Genomic DNA, 16554 nt, shown 5'->3' on the forward strand with positions numbered 1-16554 from the left:
TGTGTGCGAGTCGCGGATCAGCTGTTCGTCTTCATCAGGAGACCGAGGACCACGATGCACGCGAACCACAGCAGACCGATGATCAGGGTGATCCGGTCCAGGTTCCGCTCGGCGACCGAGGAGCCGCCGACGGAGGACTGCATGCCGCCACCGAACATGTCGGAGAGGCCGCCGCCCTTGCCCTTGTGCATCAGCACCAGCAGCATCAGCAGCAGGCTGAAGACGATCAGGGCGATCGAGAACCCCAAAACCACGGCTGGACCAACTCTCTCGGATTCGGATGAACGACGGGGACAAAGCGGCAAGCCACCTTGTCCCCGCAAGGGTACGACGGATCGTCCCCGAGGCCTACTCGCTCGGCCTGATCACTGATCGCGGAAGCGCACGATCTTGACGAATTCGTCCGCGTCCAGCGAGGCACCGCCGACCAGGGCGCCGTCGATGTCGGCCTGCGCCATGATCTCGGCCACGTTGCCTGCCTTGACGGAGCCGCCGTACTGGATGCGGACCTGGTCGGCCAGCTCCTGGCTGTACAGCTCGGCGAGCTTGGCGCGGATCGCGGCGCAGACCTCCTGGGCGTCCGCGGCGCCGCAGACCTTGCCGGTGCCGATGGCCCACACGGGCTCGTAGGCGATCACGACCGACTCGGCCTGCTCGGCCGGGAGGTCCTTGAGGCCGCCCTCGACCTGGGCGAGGGTGTGGGCGACGTGGTTGCCCGCCTCGCGGACGTCCAGCTCCTCGCCGACACACAGGATCGGGGTCAGACCGTGCTTGTAGGCGGCCTTGACCTTGGCGTTCACGATCTCGTCGGTCTCGGCGTGGTACTGGCGGCGCTCGGAGTGGCCGATGACCACGTACGTGCACTTCAGCTTGGCCAGCATCGGGCCGGAGATCTCGCCGGTGTAGGCACCGGAGTCGTGTGCCGAGAGGTCCTGGGCGCCGTACTTGATCTTGAGCTTGTCGCCGTCGACCAGGGTCTGCACGGAGCGCAGGTCGGTGAAGGGCGGCAGGACGGCGACCTCGACGGCCTCGTAGTCCTTGTCGGCCAGGGCGAAGGCGAGCTTCTGGACGTGCGCGATGGCCTCAAGGTGGTTGAGGTTCATCTTCCAGTTGCCCGCCATGATCGGCGTGCGAGTGGTCATACGGGGTCAGTCCTCCAGTGCGGCGAGGCCGGGGAGCGTCTTACCCTCGAGGTATTCGAGGGAGGCGCCGCCACCGGTCGAGATGTGTCCGAACGCGTTCTCGTCGAAGCCGAGGATGCGCACGGCGGCTGCGGAGTCCCCGCCGCCGACGACGGTGAAGCCCTTGGACTCGACGAGGGCCTGGGCGACCGCCCGGGTGCCCGCGGCGTAGTCGGGGTGCTCGAAGACGCCCATGGGGCCGTTCCAGAAGACGGTGGCCGCGTCGGCGAGCTTCGAGGCGTACAGCTTGCTGGTCTCCGGGCCGATGTCCAGGCCCATCTGACCGGCCGGCATGGCGTCCGCGGCGACCGTGCCGGGGTTGGCCGGAGCCTTGCCCGACAGGTCCGGGAACTCGGGAGCGACCAGGGTGTCGACGGGCAGGACGATCTCCACGCCGGTCTTCTCGGCGCGCTCCAGGTACTCGGTGACGGTCGCGAGCTGGTCCTCCTGGAGGAGGGAGCTGCCGACCTCGTAGCCCTTGGCCTTGAGGAAGGTGTAGACCATGCCGCCGCCGACGAGGATGCGGTCGGCCTTGCCGAGCAGCTGGTCGATCACGGCGAGCTTGTCGGAGACCTTGGCGCCGCCGAGCACCACCACGTAGGGGCGCTGGACGTCCTCGGTGAGCTTCTTCAGGACACCGACCTCGGTGGCGATCAGGTAGCCGGCGTAGTGCGGCAGCCGGGCCGGGAGGTCGTAGACGGAGGCGTGCTTGCGGTGCACGGCGCCGAAGCCGTCGCCGACGTAGACGTCCGCCAGGGCGGCGAGCCGGTCGGCGAACTCGCCGCGCTCGGTGTCGTCCTTGGAGGTCTCGCCGGCGTTGAAGCGCAGGTTCTCGATGACGGCGACCTGGCCGGGCTGCAGGCCGTTCACCGCGTCGTGGGCGGCGGGGCCGACGGTGTCCTGGGCGAACGCGATCGGCGCGTCGAGCAGTTCACCGAGCCGCTCGGCGGCCTGGAGCAGGGAGAACTTCGGGTCCGGGGCGCCCTTGGGGCGGCCCAGGTGCGAGGCGACGACCACCTTGGCGCCCGCGTCGGCCAGGGCCTTGACGGTGGGCAGGACGGCACGGATGCGGCCGTCGTCGGTGATGAGACCGTCGGCCATCGGCACGTTGAGGTCGGCGCGGACGAAGACCCGCTTGCCGTCGACCCCTTCGGCGAGGAGTTCGTCGATCGTCTTCATGGTTGGGGACTCCTACAGGAGGGCTCTTGATCGTACGAGGACTGATCGAACCGTATGTCGTCGGGTCGATCCTTACGTGCGTCAGGGCCCGGGCGGCGCGACCGTGCGCTGCCCGAGCCCTGCTACCGCATCGTGGTGCCTGTTCGGCCGATCAGAGCTGGTCGCCGACGAAGACCGTGAGGTCGACGAGGCGGTTGGAGTAGCCCCACTCGTTGTCGTACCAGCCGAGGATCTTCACCGTGTTGCCCTCCTGGACCATGGTCAGGGAGGAGTCGAAGGTGCAGGAGGCCGGGTCGCCGACGATGTCCGAGGAGACGATCTCGTCCTCGGTGTACGCCAGGTAGCCCTTCAGGTCGCCGTCCTCGGAGGCCTTCTTGAACGCGGCGTTGACCTCGTCCTTGGTGACCTCGCGCTGCAGCGTCACGACCAGGTCGGTGGCGGAGCCGGTCGGGACCGGGACGCGCATGGCGATGCCGTCCAGCTTGCCCTTGAGCTGCGGGAGGACCAGCGCGGTGGCCTTGGCGGCACCGGTGGTGGTCGGGATGATGTTCTCGGCGGCGGCACGCGCGCGACGCAGGTCCTTGTGCGGGAAGTCCAGGATGCGCTGGTCGTTGGTGTACGCGTGCACCGTCGTCATCAGGCCCTTGACGATGCCGAAGTTCTCGTCGAGGACCTTCGCCATCGGCGCCACACAGTTGGTGGTGCAGGAGGCGTTGGAGATGACGTGGTGGTTGGCCGCGTCGTACTTGTCCTGGTTGACGCCCATCACGATGGTGATGTCCTCGTTCTTGGCCGGAGCCGAGATGAGGACCTTCTTGGCGCCGCCGGCGATGTGCTTGGCGGCGTCTTCCTTGTTGGTGAAGATGCCGGTCGACTCGATGACGATGTCGACGCCCAGGTCGCCCCACGGGATGTCGGCGGGGTTGCGCTCGGACAGCACCTTGATGGTGTGGCCGTCGACGGTGATCGTGTCGGCGGTGTGCGACACCTCGGCCTTCAGGCGTCCGAGGATCGTGTCGTACTTCAGCAGGTGTGCGGTGGTCGCGGTGTCACCCAGGTCGTTGACAGCCACGATCTCGATGTCAGCGCCCTGCTCCAGCAGCGCGCGGAAGTAGTTGCGACCGATACGACCGAAGCCGTTGATGCCTACGCGGATCGTCACGAACCGATCTCCTCGTTGGTACGCCGGCCATGCGGTGCCGGCGAGCTGTATTTGGGATGTCCCCGACCACCCATGACCCTACCTCCCTGAGGCTCCCGCGGTGACATCCAGATGCCCCATACACGGCGAGGCGGTCCGTACCCGCCAGTAGGGGTACGGACCACCTCGGATCGATGGTCGTTTCACACCGTTTTGTCACGGAATGCCGACCGGTTTTTACCGCCCTTTCACTCGTTCGTGAGCGGGTCGGCTCACATGTCGAGTGCCGTCGGCGTCAGTTGTCGAGTGCTGTCAACGCCTTCTTCACCAGAGCGGCACGATCGGCCGCGGAACTGACCTGTTCCAGGCCGAAACCGAGCAGCACGGTGCGGTCGGTGGTGATCGCGCCGTACGTCTTGAACAGGGCTCCGGTGCGCGTCCAGTCCTTGAGGACGGCCGGGCTGCCCGCGGGCGGTCCGGTCACGCTCCAGGGGCCGAGGGAGGTCTCGAAGCCCTCGGTCTCGGTGGCCGTGCCGCCCACCACGAGCGAGGCGTCGTCGACGAGGACGCCGTGCCCGCCGGTGCTCGGGTCGGTGATGTAGCCGATGGAGACCTCGACGGACTTCCCCGCGTAGGCGCTCAGGTCGAAGCTCACCGGCTGCCAGCCCGCCGAGCTGCCGGTGAAGCTGTTCCACGAGCCACTGGTGCCGCTCGCGGTGCACTGGTTGTCCGCGATGGTCAGGTAGTGCTTGAGCCACGGATGCTCGGCGATCAGGAAGCCGGCCCCGCACTCGCTCGGTACGGTGCTGCTGGTGGCGCCGCCCTTCTCGGGGAGGGTCGTCCAGTCGTCGGCGCCGACGACGTGCGCCTCGACCACCGCGTGGTCGTAGCCGGGTTCGGTGTCCCACAGCAGCTTGGCGCTGAGGGTCGGCTGCTGGGACGCGGTGACACCGGTGAGGTCGATGGTGCGGGTGAGGCGCTTGTAGGCGTCGTCGGTGTGGACGGCCGCGGCCATGTACGACCCCGAGTACGGCCCGTACGGGTTGACGGTGCCGGCGAACTGGCCCGCGCCCGCGCTGGCGAACTGGGGGTAGGTGCCGGGCGAGAGCTCGTCGGAGGTGACGGCGTAGGTGCCGGCCTTGTCGAGCGGGTTGGCGGACGTGCCGCTCAGGGCCCCGCTGAAGCCGTCCAGCGTGCCGGAGCCGGCGAAGCCGGTGGCCCCGGGTGTCGACGTACGGGAGTAGGCGCCCAGGTAGTACTGGCTGAAGTCGTTCGACGGGGTGCCGTCGCCGAGGTTCACGCTGCCGCCGGCCAGCTCGCCCGCCTCGATCAGCTTGCCGCCCTCGTTGAGGTAGGCGCGCAGCTGGAGCTGGGTGTCGTTGCCGGGACCGCTCGTGCCCGAGTAGTGGACGACGGTCCTGAAGTGCTTCAGCACGCCGAGCGCGTCGGGCGCGCCCTGGGTGGCGACGTCCCAGACGACCGCCTTGTGCCCGGCCGCCTTCAGCGCGTCGGCGTAGGTCTGCGCCTGGGTGGCCTTGGCACCCTCCTCGGCGACCACCAGGGTGTCCGCCTTGGGCCGCTCGGCGACGGTGTACGTGAAGTGCGAGCTGGAGACCTTCTTGCCGCTCTTCGTCTCACCGGTGAACCACACCTCGACCTTGTCGCCCGGGTCGCCGTCCTTCACCTTGGCCCGGTACTCGTCGAAGTAGAGGTTGTCGCCGCCGCCGTACGTCTCGCCGCCCTTCCAGGGCTTGAGTGCCCTGTCCAGCGTGCGGCCGCCGTTGACGCGGTACTTGAGCTCCTTGTCGCGGATCGCCTTGCGGACGACGACGGAGACCTCCTGGTCGGCGCCGCGCGAGTACGACGTGGAGAACGTCGCCGGCGTGAAGTCGGCGGCGCTCAGGCCGACCGAGGAGCTCGGCTGGTCGGGGTGGGCGGCGGTCTCGGCGACGGAGAGCGCGAAGGGGATGTTCTTCTCGAACTCGTCCTGGATCAGCTTCGCGTCGTCCGGGAAGTTGAAGACCGACTGGCAGTCGGCGGCGTTCCAGGCGTCGTTCGGGTCGATGTTCGAGGCCGTCTGGCAGGTCGACATCTCGGGGGTGAACATCGCCATGCCGTTGACGTTCGACGCGTGGCCGTCCGCCTCGCCGTTGGTCGTGTACAGCTCCGAGGAGACCTGCGAGTGGTAGCCGGGGATCGCCGGGTTGTCCGGGGTGCCGGCGAGCGCCTTGTAGAGGACGTCGTCCGGGGTCGGGGTGGCCACCTGCCAGCCGACGCCGTAGAGGAGGAGTTCGGCGGCGGAGTGGTAGTTGATGCCGTACGTGAACCCGATCCGCTTCTCGAAGTCGTCCAGCGCCCTGGTCTCGGGCTCGGACTCGGGGCTCGCGCCGCGGTAGGTCTCGCTGGTGGGGTTGGGGGACGAACCCTCGTCGTCGTAGCCCCACTTGTAGCCGAAGTTGCGGTTGAGGTCGACGCCGTCACCCGTGCTGATGACACCGTCGCCGTTGACGTCCCGCAGGTTCTTGCGCCACAGGCGGGTGTCGGAGTTCTGGAAGGTGTAGTCGTAGCCGTCGGGGTTGGCGGACAGCACGAACCACAGCTCGGTGGAGTCGACGATCTTCTTGATGCGCTTGTCGGTGCTGTAGTTGTCCAGGTAGTAGTGCATCAGCCGGCGGGTCATCTCCGGCGTGATCCATTCGCGTGCGTGCTGGTTGGACAGATACAGCACGGAGGGCTTGGAGCCGTCCTTCGACTTCTTCGCGCCCTTGGTCAGTTTGAGCGCGAGGATGTCCTGGCCGCCGACGGTCTTGCCGATGGACTCCACCTTGGTCAGACCGGGGTTGGCCTGCGCGGTCGCGAGGATCTCCTGTTCGAGCCCGCCGCTGCCGCTGTACGGGCGGAACACGCCCTGGGAGGCGTTCTCGACCCGCGCCTCGGCCTTGGCCGACACCGTGTGCTCGGTGAGGCCGACGCCCTGCTTCTCCAGCTTCTTCGCCTGCTGGTCGGTGAGGTACAGCTCGACTTCGGTCTTGCCGGATCCGGTGACCTGGTCGCCGAGTTCATGGCCGTCCTGCCCGGCTTCGAGCAGGAGGGGAATCTGTTTCTTGGTGACGTCGGCGTGGAAGACCTTGACCTGGTCGGGGTCGGGTTTCGGGGAACTCCCGGTCTGCGCCTGCGCCATGGGTGCGAGTGCGGCTCCGCCGATCAGGAGCGCGCCGACAGCGAGGATCGATCTCGCTCTGTGTCTCATGTACCCCCCTAGCAGTGGTCCGCCACTGCGGCGAACCCATGCCAGGCTCATGACACTTCATGATCCAGTCAAGGGCGACTCACGGACAGTTCACGGTGGCTTAAAAGGGATGCAAACGCCGGTGCCGACGACCGTCGCGGCCGTCGGCACCGGTGGGTTGACGATGCCTCAGCCTGCGAGGTTGTCGGCCAGCTCCTCGGAGAGGTTGGCCTCGGTGCCCGGGATGCCCAGATCGGACGCACGCTTGTCGGCCATCGCGAGCAGACGGCGGATCCGGCCGGCGACGGCGTCCTTGGTGAGCGGCGGGTCGGCGAGCGCGCCCAGCTCCTCCAGGGAGGCCTGCTTGTGCTCCATCCGGAGCCGGCCGGCCGCCGCGAGGTGCTCGGGAACCTCGTCGGCGAGGATCTCCAGGGCGCGCTGGACCCTGGCCCCGGCAGCTACGGCCGCGCGTGCGGAGCGGCGCAGGTTGGCGTCGTCGAAGTTGGCCAGGCGGTTCGCGGTGGCGCGGACCTCGCGGCGCATCCGGCGTTCCTCCCAGGCCAGCACCGACTCGTGCGCGCCGAGGCGGGTCAGCAGCGCGCCGATCGCGTCACCGTCACGGACGACCACCCGGTCCACCCCGCGCACCTCACGGGCCTTCGCGGCGATGGACAGCCGGCGGGCGGCGCCGACCAGCGCGAGCGCGGCCTCCGGGCCCGGGCAGGTCACCTCCAGTGAGGAGGAGCGGCCGGGCTCGGTCAGCGAGCCGTGCGCCAGGAAGGCGCCGCGCCAGGCCGCCTCGGCGTCGCAGGTGGCCCCGGAGACGACCTGCGGGGGCAGCCCCCGGATCGGCCGGCCCCGGCCGTCCACCAGGCCGGTCTGGCGGGCCAGCTGGTCACCGCCCGCCACCACGCGCACGACGTACCGGGAGCCGCGGCGCAGCCCGCCGGGTGCCATCACGATCAGCTCGGAACTGTGGCCGAAGATCTCCAGGATGTCCCGCTTGAGGCGCCGGGCCGCCATCGCGGTGTCCAGCTCCGCCTCGATCACGATGCGCCCGCTCACGAGGTGGAGGCCGCCCGCGAACCGCAGAATGGCGGAGACCTCCGCCTTCCGGCAGCAGGTCCGGGTGACGGGTAGCCGGGAGATCTCGTCCTTCACCGCTGCCGTCATCGCCATGGGCCGATCCTTCCATGCATCCGAAAAATACGGTCGTACGCGGCGGCCAACAGCTCCGGGTCGTGCCGGGGTGAACCGTCGGTCCGGGCCACGGGGCTCAGCTCGACCGCGGCTCCCAGCCGCTTGGCGGCCTCGGTGAGCGAGTCGCGGTCGGGCACGGCGGCCTCGTCGGCCAGCACCACGTCCAGGGCGAGTTTAGGGGCGTGTCGCCCCAAAACCTCCAAATGACGCTGCGGTGAGAAGCCCTCGGTTTCTCCCGGCTGCGGTGCCAGGTTCAGCGAGAGGACCTTACGGGCCTTGGTCTCGGTGAGCGCGTCGAGCAGATCGGGGACGAGCAGGTGCGGGATCACCGACGAGAACCAGGATCCCGGGCCGAGCACCACCCAGTCCGCGTCCAGCACGGCCTCGACCGCCTCCGGCACCGCCGGCGGGTCGTGCGGCACCAGGTGGACGGACTGCACCTCGCCGGGCGTGAGCGCCACGGTGGCCTGCCCCCGGACGATGTCCACCTCCTCTGGCCGCTCCGGGTCGTGCCCCTTGACCAGGGCCTGCAGCTCCAGCGGCACCGCGGACATCGGCAGCACGCGTCCGTGCGCGCCGAGCAGCTTGCCGACCAGGTCCAGGGCCTGGACGTGGTCGCCTAGCTGTTCCCACAGGGCGACGATCAGCAGATTGCCGACCGCGTGCTCGTGCAGGTCGCCCTTGGACTGGAAGCGGTGCTGGATGACCCGGGCCCAGGTCTGGCCCCAGTCGTCGTCACCGCACAGGGCGGCGAGGGCCTTGCGCAGATCACCCGGAGGAAGCACGCCCAGCTCGTCACGGAGCCGCCCGCTGGAGCCGCCGTCGTCGGCCACGGTGACGACGGCGGTGAGGTCGCCGGTGATCCGGCGCAGGGCGGCGAGCGAGGCGGACAGTCCCATGCCGCCGCCCAGGGCGACCACCTTGGGCTGGGCACCGCGGCGGCGCGGCCGGGCGCCGCGGGCCTCGACGGGACGGCCCGCGCGGGACTCGGGCGCCATCCGGCGCAGCCTGCTCAGCCGTGGAGTGCGCTCGGTCACTCGCGCCCCATGTCCCGGTGCACGACTACGGTCTCCACTCCCTCGGCGGCCAGGCGGGCTGCGAGCTTCTCGGACACGGCGACCGAGCGGTGCTTGCCGCCCGTGCAGCCGATGGCGATCGTCACATAGCGCTTGCCCTCCCGCCGGTACCCGGTCGCGATCAGCCGCAGCAGCTCGGCGTACCGGTCGAGGAACTCCTTGGCGCCCGGCTGGTTGAACACGTACGCCGACACCTCCTCGTTGAGGCCGGTGTACGGGCGCAGCTCCGGCACCCAGTGCGGGTTGGGCAGGAACCGCATGTCGGCGACCAGGTCGGCGTCGACCGGCAGGCCGTACTTGAAGCCGAACGACATCACCGTCGCCCGCAGCTCGGGCTCCTCGTCGCCGGCGAACTGGGCGTCCATCTTGGCGCGCAGCTCGTGCACGTTGAGGCTGGAGGTGTCGATCACCAGGTCGGCGTCACCGCGCAGCTCGCGCAGCAGCTCCCGCTCGGCCGCGATGCCGTCGACGATCCGGCCGTCGCCCTGCAGCGGGTGCGGGCGGCGCACCGACTCGAAGCGGCGGACCAGGGCGTCGTCCGAGGACTCCAGGAAGACGATCCGGCGCGTGACGCCCCGGCTGTCGAGGTCGGCCAGGGACTCGCGCAGGTTGTCGAAGAAGCGCCGGCCGCGCACGTCGACCACGACCGCGATCCGGGCCACGTTGCCCTGGGAGCGGGCGCCCAGCTCGACCATGGTGGGGATGAGGGCCGGCGGGAGGTTGTCCACGACGAACCAGCCGAGGTCCTCCAGGCACTTCGCCGCCGTCGACCGGCCCGCTCCCGACATGCCGGAGATGATCACCAGCTCGGGGATGGCCGCCTCGGGCACCCCGGCCGGAGTGGCATCCGTACTCACTTCACCTCCGTTTTCCTGAACCGCATCCGCTTCCGCTCCCGCTTCCTGCGGCTGATGCTGGCGTGCCTCGTTGTGCGTTTCCTGGGGCTCGCCCTGCGTTTCGCTGAACGCCGGATCTCGCTGTGCTGTGGGCTGTGCGTCGCGCTCGGTCATCTCTCCTGGCCCCGTCGATCGTCCGGGGCGCCCGCGGGTACGGGCTCCCCCGAGGCGTCCGCCGTCGTCTCGGGCGCCTCGTCTTCCCTGTCATCCATGATCTCTCCGGTCGCCGTGTTCACGGCGGGTGCGGCCGGGGCCGCCTGGGCGAGGGCCACGGCGATGGTCTCGGCCGTCTTGCGGCCTATCCCGGGCACTTCCTGGATCTGCTCGATTGTGGCGGACCGCAGCTTCTTCACCGAGCCGAAATGCTTGATCAACGCCTGTTTGCGGGTTTCGCCGAGGCCCGGTACGTCGTCCAGGGGGCCGGCGCGGAAGCGCTTGGCCCGCTTGGTGCGCTGGTAGGTGATGGCGAAGCGGTGCGCCTCGTCACGGACGCGCTGGAGGAGGTAGAGGCCCTCGCTGGTGCGGGGCAGCACCACGGGGTCGTCGTCCTCGGGCAGCCAGACCTCTTCGAGGCGCTTGGCGAGGCCGCAGACGGCGATGTCGTCGATACCGAGCTCGTCGAGCGCCCGCTTGGCCGCGGCGACCTGTGGCCGGCCGCCGTCGACGACCACGAGCTGGGGCGGGTAGGCGAACTTCCTGGGGCGGCCGTCCTCGTCCTTGAAACCGTTGACCGAGCCGGCGTCGGGGTCGGTTCCGGTTTCCGTTCCGGTTTCGGAGGGGGCAGGGGTGCCGGGGTCCATGAGGGCGTCCTCGGCGCCGTCCTCCGCCCACTCACCGGTCCGCTCCTTCTCGGCGAGGTAGCGGCGGAAGCGGCGGGTGATCACCTCGTGCATCGAGCGCACGTCGTCCTGGCCGGCGAAGCCCTTGATCTGGAAGCGGCGGTACTCGCTCTTGCGCTGCAGGCCGTCCTCGAAAACGACCATGGAGGCCACCACGTCGTCGCCCTGGAGGTGCGAGATGTCGTAGCACTCGATGCGCAGCGGGGCGCTGTCCAGGTCCAGGGCGTCGGCGATCTCCTCCAGCGCGCGCGAGCGGGTGGTGAGGTCGGAGGCCCGCTTGGTCTTGTGCAGGGCGAGCGACTGCTGCGCGTTGCGCTGCACGGTCTCCATCAGGGCCTTCTTGTCGCCGCGCTGCGGGATGCGCAGCGAGACGTTGGCCCCGCGGCGGCCGGTGAGCCACTCCTGGACCGGCTCGACCGGCTCGGGCAGAGCCGGGACCAGCACCTCCTTGGGGACGGCGTCCCCCGTCTCCTCGCCGTAGAGCTGCTGGAGGGCGTGCTCGACAAGGGCACCGGTGGTGACGTCCTCCACCTTGTCCGTCACCCAGCCGCGCTGGCCGCGCACGCGTCCGCCGCGCACGTGGAAGATCTGGACGGCCGCCTCCAGCTCGTCCTCCGCAACGGCGATGAGGTCGGCGTCCGTCGCGTCGGCGAGCACGACCGCGTTCTTCTCCATGGCCTTCTTCAGGGCCTCGATGTCGTCGCGCAGCCGGGCGGCCCGCTCGTACTCCATCTCCTCGGCGGCCTCCATCATCTGCTTCTCCAGACGGCGGAGGTAGGTGCCCGTGCGGCCCGCCATGAAGTCGCAGAACTCCTCGGCCAGTTCGCCGTGGTCCTCCGGGGAGATCCGGCCGACGCAGGGGGCCGAGCACTTGCCGATGTAGCCGAGCAGACAGGGGCGGCCGGTGCGGGCGGCGTTCTTGAACACCCCGGCCGAGCAGGTGCGCACCGGGAACACGCGCAGCATCAGGTCGACGGTGTCCCGGATCGCCCACGCGTGGCCGTACGGCCCGAAGTAGCGCACGCCCTTCTTCTTGTGACCCCGCATCACCTGGACCCGCGGGAACTCCTCGTTCATCGTCACCGCGAGGTACGGGTAGCTCTTGTCGTCGCGGTACTTCACATTGAACCGGGGGTCGTACTCCTTGATCCAGGAGTACTCCAGCTGGAGCGCCTCGACCTCCGTGGACACCACGGTCCACTCCACGGACGCCGCGGTGGTGACCATCGTCCGGGTGCGGGGGTGCAGGCCCGCCAGGTCCTGGAAGTAGTTCGCCAGGCGCTGGCGCAGGCTCTTCGCCTTTCCGACGTAGATCACCCGGCGGTGCTCGTCGCGGAACCTGTACACCCCGGGAGAGTCCGGGATCTGTCCCGGCTTGGGGCGGTAGCTGGAGGGGTCGGCCATGTCTCACACCCTACTGGCGAGCACCGACACCGCGACGGGCCTGTGGACAACCGTCCAGGGGACCGGAGGGCCGACGGTCACTTCCGGGAGGCGGAGCCGACGGGACAGCGGGGGCGGCCGGCCCAGGGACGGCAGGGGTAGCGGACCGATGGCAGCTCGCGGGGCCGGCGTAGGCAGGGGTATCCGCCGTCGGAGCGAGGTCTCCGCGTCTCCGGGCAAGCGCCCAGCCTCCCTCTCCCCCGGCGGCCCACCGCCCGCCTGGAAAGCGGATCGCGAAATCGGACACCTCGGCGCCATTGCGAGCCGTTCCGGCATGCCGCACTCGCGGGCCCGGTCCGCGACCGGCGCGGAGCCGCTGGGCCGGTCGTGACGGATCTTGCGCGGCTTCCTCCCCAAATCGGCACCTTCCCCACGAACGATCTCCGGCCTCCTGGCCGACGGCGGCACCGCCGCACCCGCACGATCCCGCCGGTCACGGGGGTCGCGCCTCGGCCAGGTGAGTTCTCTCGACCGGCCGAAGGTGTTGTCGGGGATTGGTCAACACGCTTCAATGCGGGGGAACTCGGGGCCGTGAGCGACGGCCTGCGGACGCGGCGTGCCCAGGTGCGGCCGCCCCGGCGCCGACGGGGTGGCCCCGAACCTCGACAACGGCCTGACCAGCCGTTGCACCCCCCAACAGAGAGGCCCCCTGCATGCGGCACGGCACACAGCACGCGGACGTCGCCACCGCGGAACTGGACTCGGCCCTGCGCGGCGGCCCCTTCCACGTGGCCCTGCGCGCCGCGATCGCCGCCCGTGGGCTGCCGCTCCAGCGCGTGCAGCACCATCTGTCGCGCTACGGCGTAAAAGTGGGCGTCACCAGCCTGAGCTACTGGCAACAGGGCGCCCGCCGCCCCCAGCGCCCGGAGTCGCTGCGGGCCGTCCGCGCGCTGGAGGAGATCCTCCAGCTCCCGGACGAGTCCCTGATCCGGCTGCTCGCCGAGACCGACCAGGATCCGGCCGTGCGCCGCCCCGCCGCCCGTTCGTACCGCTCACTGATCGAGGCCTGTGACGTCCTGGACCGGCTGCAGGCCGAGCTCGGCTGGTCCCTCGACGGCGGCCTGCACACCCTGGGACACCACGAGCGGGTGCGGATCGGCGCCCACCGTGAACTGGCCGCCCGGGAGTCCCAGCACATCGTGCGCGCCCACCGGGACGGCATCGACCGCTTCGTGGCCGTCCACCACGGCGACCCCGGCTGCGCCCCGCAGCACATGACCGTGCACGCACTGGAGAACTGCCGCGCGGGACGCGTCCGTTCGGACCAGGAGACCGGCCTCCTGGTCGCCGAACTCCTCTTCGGCACCCGGCTGCGCTCCGGCGACACCTTTCTCTTCCGCTACGCCGTCGAGGACGGCACGGCCGGTGTCTCACGCGAGTACGTCCGCAGTTTCGGCTTTCCCGGCGGCCAGTACTCCCTTCAGGTGCGCTTCGCCGCCGACGCGCTGCCGACACGCTGCCACCGGTTCGCCCAGCACTCGGCGGCGGCCCCGCGCAGCGGCCGGCAGACCCTGCCGCTGAGCGGGCTGCACCGCTCCGTCCACCTGGTCGAGCCCCGGGTACGGCCGGGCCTCCTGGGGATCGGCTGGGACTGGGATTGAACCGGCGTTGAGCCCCACCCCTCGGATCAGGCGCCGGGTCCCGCCACGATCCGGCCGTCCGCGGCCTTCACCGGCAGTTCGTTCAACGGCTCGGTGGCCGGTGACCGCACCACCTTCCCGGTCAGGGCGTCGAACTCGCTGCCGTGGCAGGGGCAGACCAGCGTCGTGCCCTGGAGCTTGTTGATCGGGCACCCCGCGTGCGTGCAGATCGTGCTGTACGCCTTCAGCCCGCCGTCGGCGGACCGGCTGACCACCACGTTGTGCTCCCGGTAGAGCCGGGCGCCGCCCTTGGCGACCTCGCTCTCGGCTCCGAGGTCGACCGGCGCGGTCGGTGTGGCCTCGGCCGAAGCCACACCGCCGGGTGCCTTGCAGGCGGCTGTCCCCAGCCCGGCGACCGATGTGACGGCCGCTCCGCGCAGGACGGTACGGCGACTCGCGGAGGGACGGGCGGTCACAAGGGACTCCTGGTGGATCGGGACGGTGCGGGACGACACTACCTGGGCGGATCGTCCCGCTTCGGGGTGGGGGGCGCGGTGCCGGGCGTGAGGGTCGGCGGTTCACCGAATGGGACGTAAACGCTTACGCAAGCGTTTACGCGGCCATGTCGCATGGGGTAGCTTCCCGGCCGAAGGCCCCACGGCAGCCCGAGCGGAACCAGGCGGCCCGAGCGGGAAAAGGAGCCCTTGCCCAGGGCGGGAAGCGACGAGGAGAGCCTCCATGCCCACCATGGCCGACGTCGCCCGGAGCGCCGGCGTCTCGGTGGCGACCGTCTCCCATGTGCTGAACGAGACCCGCCCGGTGCTGCCCCACACCCGTCAGGCCGTGCTCGACGCCGTCGAGAGGCTGGGCTACACGCCCAACACCCTCGCCCGCTCCCTGGTGACCAGCCGCACCCGCTCCATCGGGCTCGCGGTGTCGGCGATCAGCAACCCCTACTTCACGGAGATCCTCCAGGGCGTCGAGGCCGCTGCCCTGGAGCACGGCTACAGCCTGCTCATCGCCGACCCGCACGACGACCCCGAGCACGAACGCAAGGTCGTCCAGCTCCTCCACGAACGCCGCGTCGACGGCCTGATCGTCGCCCCTTCCGCCGACCCACGCGCACTCCTCGGTTACCTCGCCCGTCATGCCGTACCGACCGTCCTCCTCGACCGGGTCATCGACGGCCGCGCGGACACCGCCCCGACCTTCGACCAGGTCTGCGCGGAGAACACCGAGCCGATGACCCGGCTCGTCACCCATCTGGCCGGTCTCGGGCACCGCCGGATCGGCCTGGTCGCAGGGCTGCCCGGGCTGAGCACCACCGGCGAGCGGATCACCGGCTACCGGCAGGGCCTGGCCCTGGCAGGACTGGCCCCCGACGACAACCTGATCGTCCCCGGCAACTCCGAATCCGCGGGCGCCGAGCAGGCCACCGCCGCTCTGCTGTCGCTCGCCGCCCCGCCCACGGCACTCGTCACCGCCAACAACGCGATGACCATCGGCGCCCTGCGCACCCTGCGCGCGCAGGGCCTCTCCGTACCGGACGACATCGCCCTGTGCTGCTTCGACGACTTCGCCTGGGCCGATCTCTTCTCACCCCGGCTCACCGCCATCGCCCAGCCCAGCAGGGAACTCGGCGCCGAGGCGGTCCGCGTGCTCCTCGAACGGCTGGCCTCACCCGGCCGGCCCGCCCGGACCGTACGGCTCCCGTGCACCTTCGTGCACCGGACGTCGTGCGGCTGCCGGGAGGAGGACGGCGAGGCGCCTGGAGCCACACGGGCCGCGCGGTCCGAGCGGCCCAGGTACTCCGAGAACCCCGTGCACCCCGAGAAAGGATCCCTCTCGTGATCGTCGTCGCCGGTGAAGCACTGATCGATCTGGTACCGCAGGGCACGGGCGCCCTCGCGGCCCTGCAGCCGGCGCTCGGCGGCGGCCCGTACAACACGGCCGTGGCCCTCGGCCGCCTCGGCTCCCCCACCGCGTTCTGCTCCCGCGCCTCCCACGACGCCTTCGGCGAGGCCCTGCTGGACGGGCTGCGGCGAGCGGGTGTGGACGTCTCCCTCGTGGAGCGCGGCCCGGAACCGACCACCCTCGCGGCCGCGACGATCGACCAGCGGGGCTCCGCCTCTTACTCCTTCTACGTCGAGGGCACCGCCGACCGCCTGTTCACCGCCCCCGCCGGTCTCCCCGCCACGACCCGCGCCGTGTCCTTCGGCACGCTCTCGCTCGTCCTGGAACCGGGGGCGAGCGCCTACGAGGAGCTGATGCGCGATGCGGCCGGGCAGGGCCTGTTCACCGCACTCGACCCGAACATCCGGGCGGGTCTGATCACGGATCCGGACGCCTACCGGGCGCGTTTCAAGAACTGGCTGCCCTCGGTGACTCTCCTCAAGCTCTCGGAGGAGGACGCGCTGTGGCTGGGCGGCACCCCGCACGAATGGCTGTCGGCGGGCCCCTCGGCCGTGGTGATCACCCATGGCGGTGACGGTCTCAGTGCCTTCACCCGCGACGGCACCGTGTACGCCGTCCCCGGTGAGGAGGTCGCCGTCGTGGACACGATCGGCGCCGGTGACACGGTGAACGCGGCTCTGCTGCACGGTCTGGCCGCTCAGGACGCGCTGTCCGCCGAGGCGCTGCTGGAGCTGGGCGCCGACGGCTGGACGAGGCTGCTGCGATTCGCGGCGCGGGCAGCCGCGATCACCTGCTCCCGGGCGGGTGCGGAGCCGCCGTACGCCTCCGAACTCGGGGACCTGTAAGGGACGTTCGGCTTCTTCGGACCCGTTCGAC

The 16554-nt window shown here is 70.4% G+C and carries 13 protein-coding genes; 3 read left to right on the forward strand and 10 right to left on the reverse strand.

Annotated elements, in window-relative coordinates:
• Positions 1-17: 17 nt before the first annotated feature.
• From secG to uvrC, 9 genes are all read right to left on the reverse strand, one after another.
• Positions 18-248 carry a preprotein translocase subunit SecG gene (secG, locus tag SSP29_RS13880; protein ID WP_217544850.1) on the reverse strand — a complete coding sequence of 77 codons (231 nt, stop codon included), beginning with the start codon at positions 246-248 and terminating at the stop codon, positions 18-20.
• A 117-nt stretch (positions 249-365) separates the two neighbouring features.
• Positions 366-1142: a triose-phosphate isomerase gene (gene tpiA / locus SSP29_RS13885; RefSeq protein ID WP_089100928.1), complete on the reverse strand. Its 777-nt coding sequence runs from the start codon at positions 1140-1142 to the stop codon at positions 366-368.
• Positions 1143-1148: 6 nt separating this feature from the next.
• Entirely contained in the window at positions 1149-2360 is a 1212-nt protein-coding gene (locus SSP29_RS13890) for a phosphoglycerate kinase (protein ID WP_089100929.1), read from the reverse strand.
• Positions 2361-2511: 151 nt separating this feature from the next.
• Positions 2512-3522: a type I glyceraldehyde-3-phosphate dehydrogenase gene (gap, locus tag SSP29_RS13895; protein ID WP_089100930.1), complete on the reverse strand. Its 1011-nt coding sequence runs from the start codon at positions 3520-3522 to the stop codon at positions 2512-2514.
• A gap of 274 nt (positions 3523-3796) precedes the next feature.
• On the reverse strand, positions 3797-6751 hold the full coding sequence (locus SSP29_RS13900; RefSeq protein WP_089100931.1) for a M14 family metallopeptidase: 2955 nt from the start codon (positions 6749-6751) through the stop codon (positions 3797-3799).
• A gap of 168 nt (positions 6752-6919) precedes the next feature.
• Positions 6920-7909: a DNA-binding protein WhiA gene (gene whiA / locus SSP29_RS13905; RefSeq protein ID WP_089100932.1), complete on the reverse strand. Its 990-nt coding sequence runs from the start codon at positions 7907-7909 to the stop codon at positions 6920-6922.
• Positions 7900-8967, reverse strand: a complete 1068-nt coding sequence (locus SSP29_RS13910; protein WP_089100933.1) for a gluconeogenesis factor YvcK family protein — start codon at positions 8965-8967, stop codon at positions 7900-7902. The genes whiA and SSP29_RS13910 overlap by 10 nt, the downstream gene beginning before the upstream one ends.
• The gene (gene rapZ / locus SSP29_RS13915) at positions 8964-10016 is read right to left on the reverse strand and encodes an RNase adapter RapZ (RefSeq protein ID WP_089100934.1); all 1053 of its coding nucleotides are present in this window, start codon (positions 10014-10016) and stop codon (positions 8964-8966) included. Before rapZ ends, SSP29_RS13910 begins: the two co-directional genes overlap by 4 nt.
• Complete coding sequence (gene uvrC / locus SSP29_RS13920; protein ID WP_089100935.1) at positions 10013-12145, reverse strand: excinuclease ABC subunit UvrC; 2133 nt, start codon at positions 12143-12145, stop codon at positions 10013-10015. The genes rapZ and uvrC overlap by 4 nt, the downstream gene beginning before the upstream one ends.
• A gap of 692 nt (positions 12146-12837) precedes the next feature.
• Between uvrC and SSP29_RS13925 the strand changes: the two genes are divergently transcribed.
• On the forward strand, positions 12838-13785 hold the full coding sequence (locus tag SSP29_RS13925; protein ID WP_089100936.1) for a hypothetical protein: 948 nt from the start codon (positions 12838-12840) through the stop codon (positions 13783-13785).
• A 26-nt stretch (positions 13786-13811) separates the two neighbouring features.
• Here SSP29_RS13925 and SSP29_RS13930 read toward each other — a convergent pair whose 3' ends face one another.
• The gene (locus SSP29_RS13930) at positions 13812-14240 is read right to left on the reverse strand and encodes a Rieske (2Fe-2S) protein (RefSeq protein WP_089100937.1); all 429 of its coding nucleotides are present in this window, start codon (positions 14238-14240) and stop codon (positions 13812-13814) included.
• Between the two features lie 262 nt (positions 14241-14502).
• On the opposite strand from SSP29_RS13930, the gene SSP29_RS13935 reads away from it, so the two are divergent.
• Together SSP29_RS13935 and SSP29_RS13940 are read left to right on the forward strand one after the other, a co-directional pair.
• Complete coding sequence (locus SSP29_RS13935; protein WP_089100938.1) at positions 14503-15615, forward strand: LacI family DNA-binding transcriptional regulator; 1113 nt, start codon at positions 14503-14505, stop codon at positions 15613-15615.
• Positions 15612-16523 carry a carbohydrate kinase family protein gene (locus SSP29_RS13940; protein ID WP_089100939.1) on the forward strand — a complete coding sequence of 304 codons (912 nt, stop codon included), beginning with the start codon at positions 15612-15614 and terminating at the stop codon, positions 16521-16523. Before SSP29_RS13935 ends, SSP29_RS13940 begins: the two co-directional genes overlap by 4 nt.
• Positions 16524-16554 lie beyond the last annotated feature (31 nt).

The sequence above is a fragment of the Streptomyces hyaluromycini genome, assembly GCF_002217755.1.
GTDB lineage: Bacteria > Actinomycetota > Actinomycetes > Streptomycetales > Streptomycetaceae > Streptomyces > Streptomyces hyaluromycini.

Excerpts from the sequence above, each read along its gene's own strand:
- tpiA (WP_089100928.1), bottom strand. The coding sequence starts at position 1,142 with ATGACCACTCGCACGCCGATCATGGCGGGCAACTGGAAGATGAACCTC.
- SSP29_RS13890 (WP_089100929.1), bottom strand. The coding sequence starts at position 2,360 with ATGAAGACGATCGACGAACTCCTCGCCGAAGGGGTCGACGGCAAGCGG.
- SSP29_RS13900 (WP_089100931.1), bottom strand. The coding sequence starts at position 6,751 with ATGAGACACAGAGCGAGATCGATCCTCGCTGTCGGCGCGCTCCTGATC.
- whiA (WP_089100932.1), bottom strand. The coding sequence starts at position 7,909 with ATGGCGATGACGGCAGCGGTGAAGGACGAGATCTCCCGGCTACCCGTC.
- rapZ (WP_089100934.1), bottom strand. The coding sequence starts at position 10,016 with ATGACCGAGCGCGACGCACAGCCCACAGCACAGCGAGATCCGGCGTTC.
- uvrC (WP_089100935.1), bottom strand. The coding sequence starts at position 12,145 with ATGGCCGACCCCTCCAGCTACCGCCCCAAGCCGGGACAGATCCCGGAC.
- SSP29_RS13925 (WP_089100936.1), top strand. The coding sequence starts at position 12,838 with ATGCGGCACGGCACACAGCACGCGGACGTCGCCACCGCGGAACTGGAC.
- SSP29_RS13935 (WP_089100938.1), top strand. The coding sequence starts at position 14,503 with ATGCCCACCATGGCCGACGTCGCCCGGAGCGCCGGCGTCTCGGTGGCG.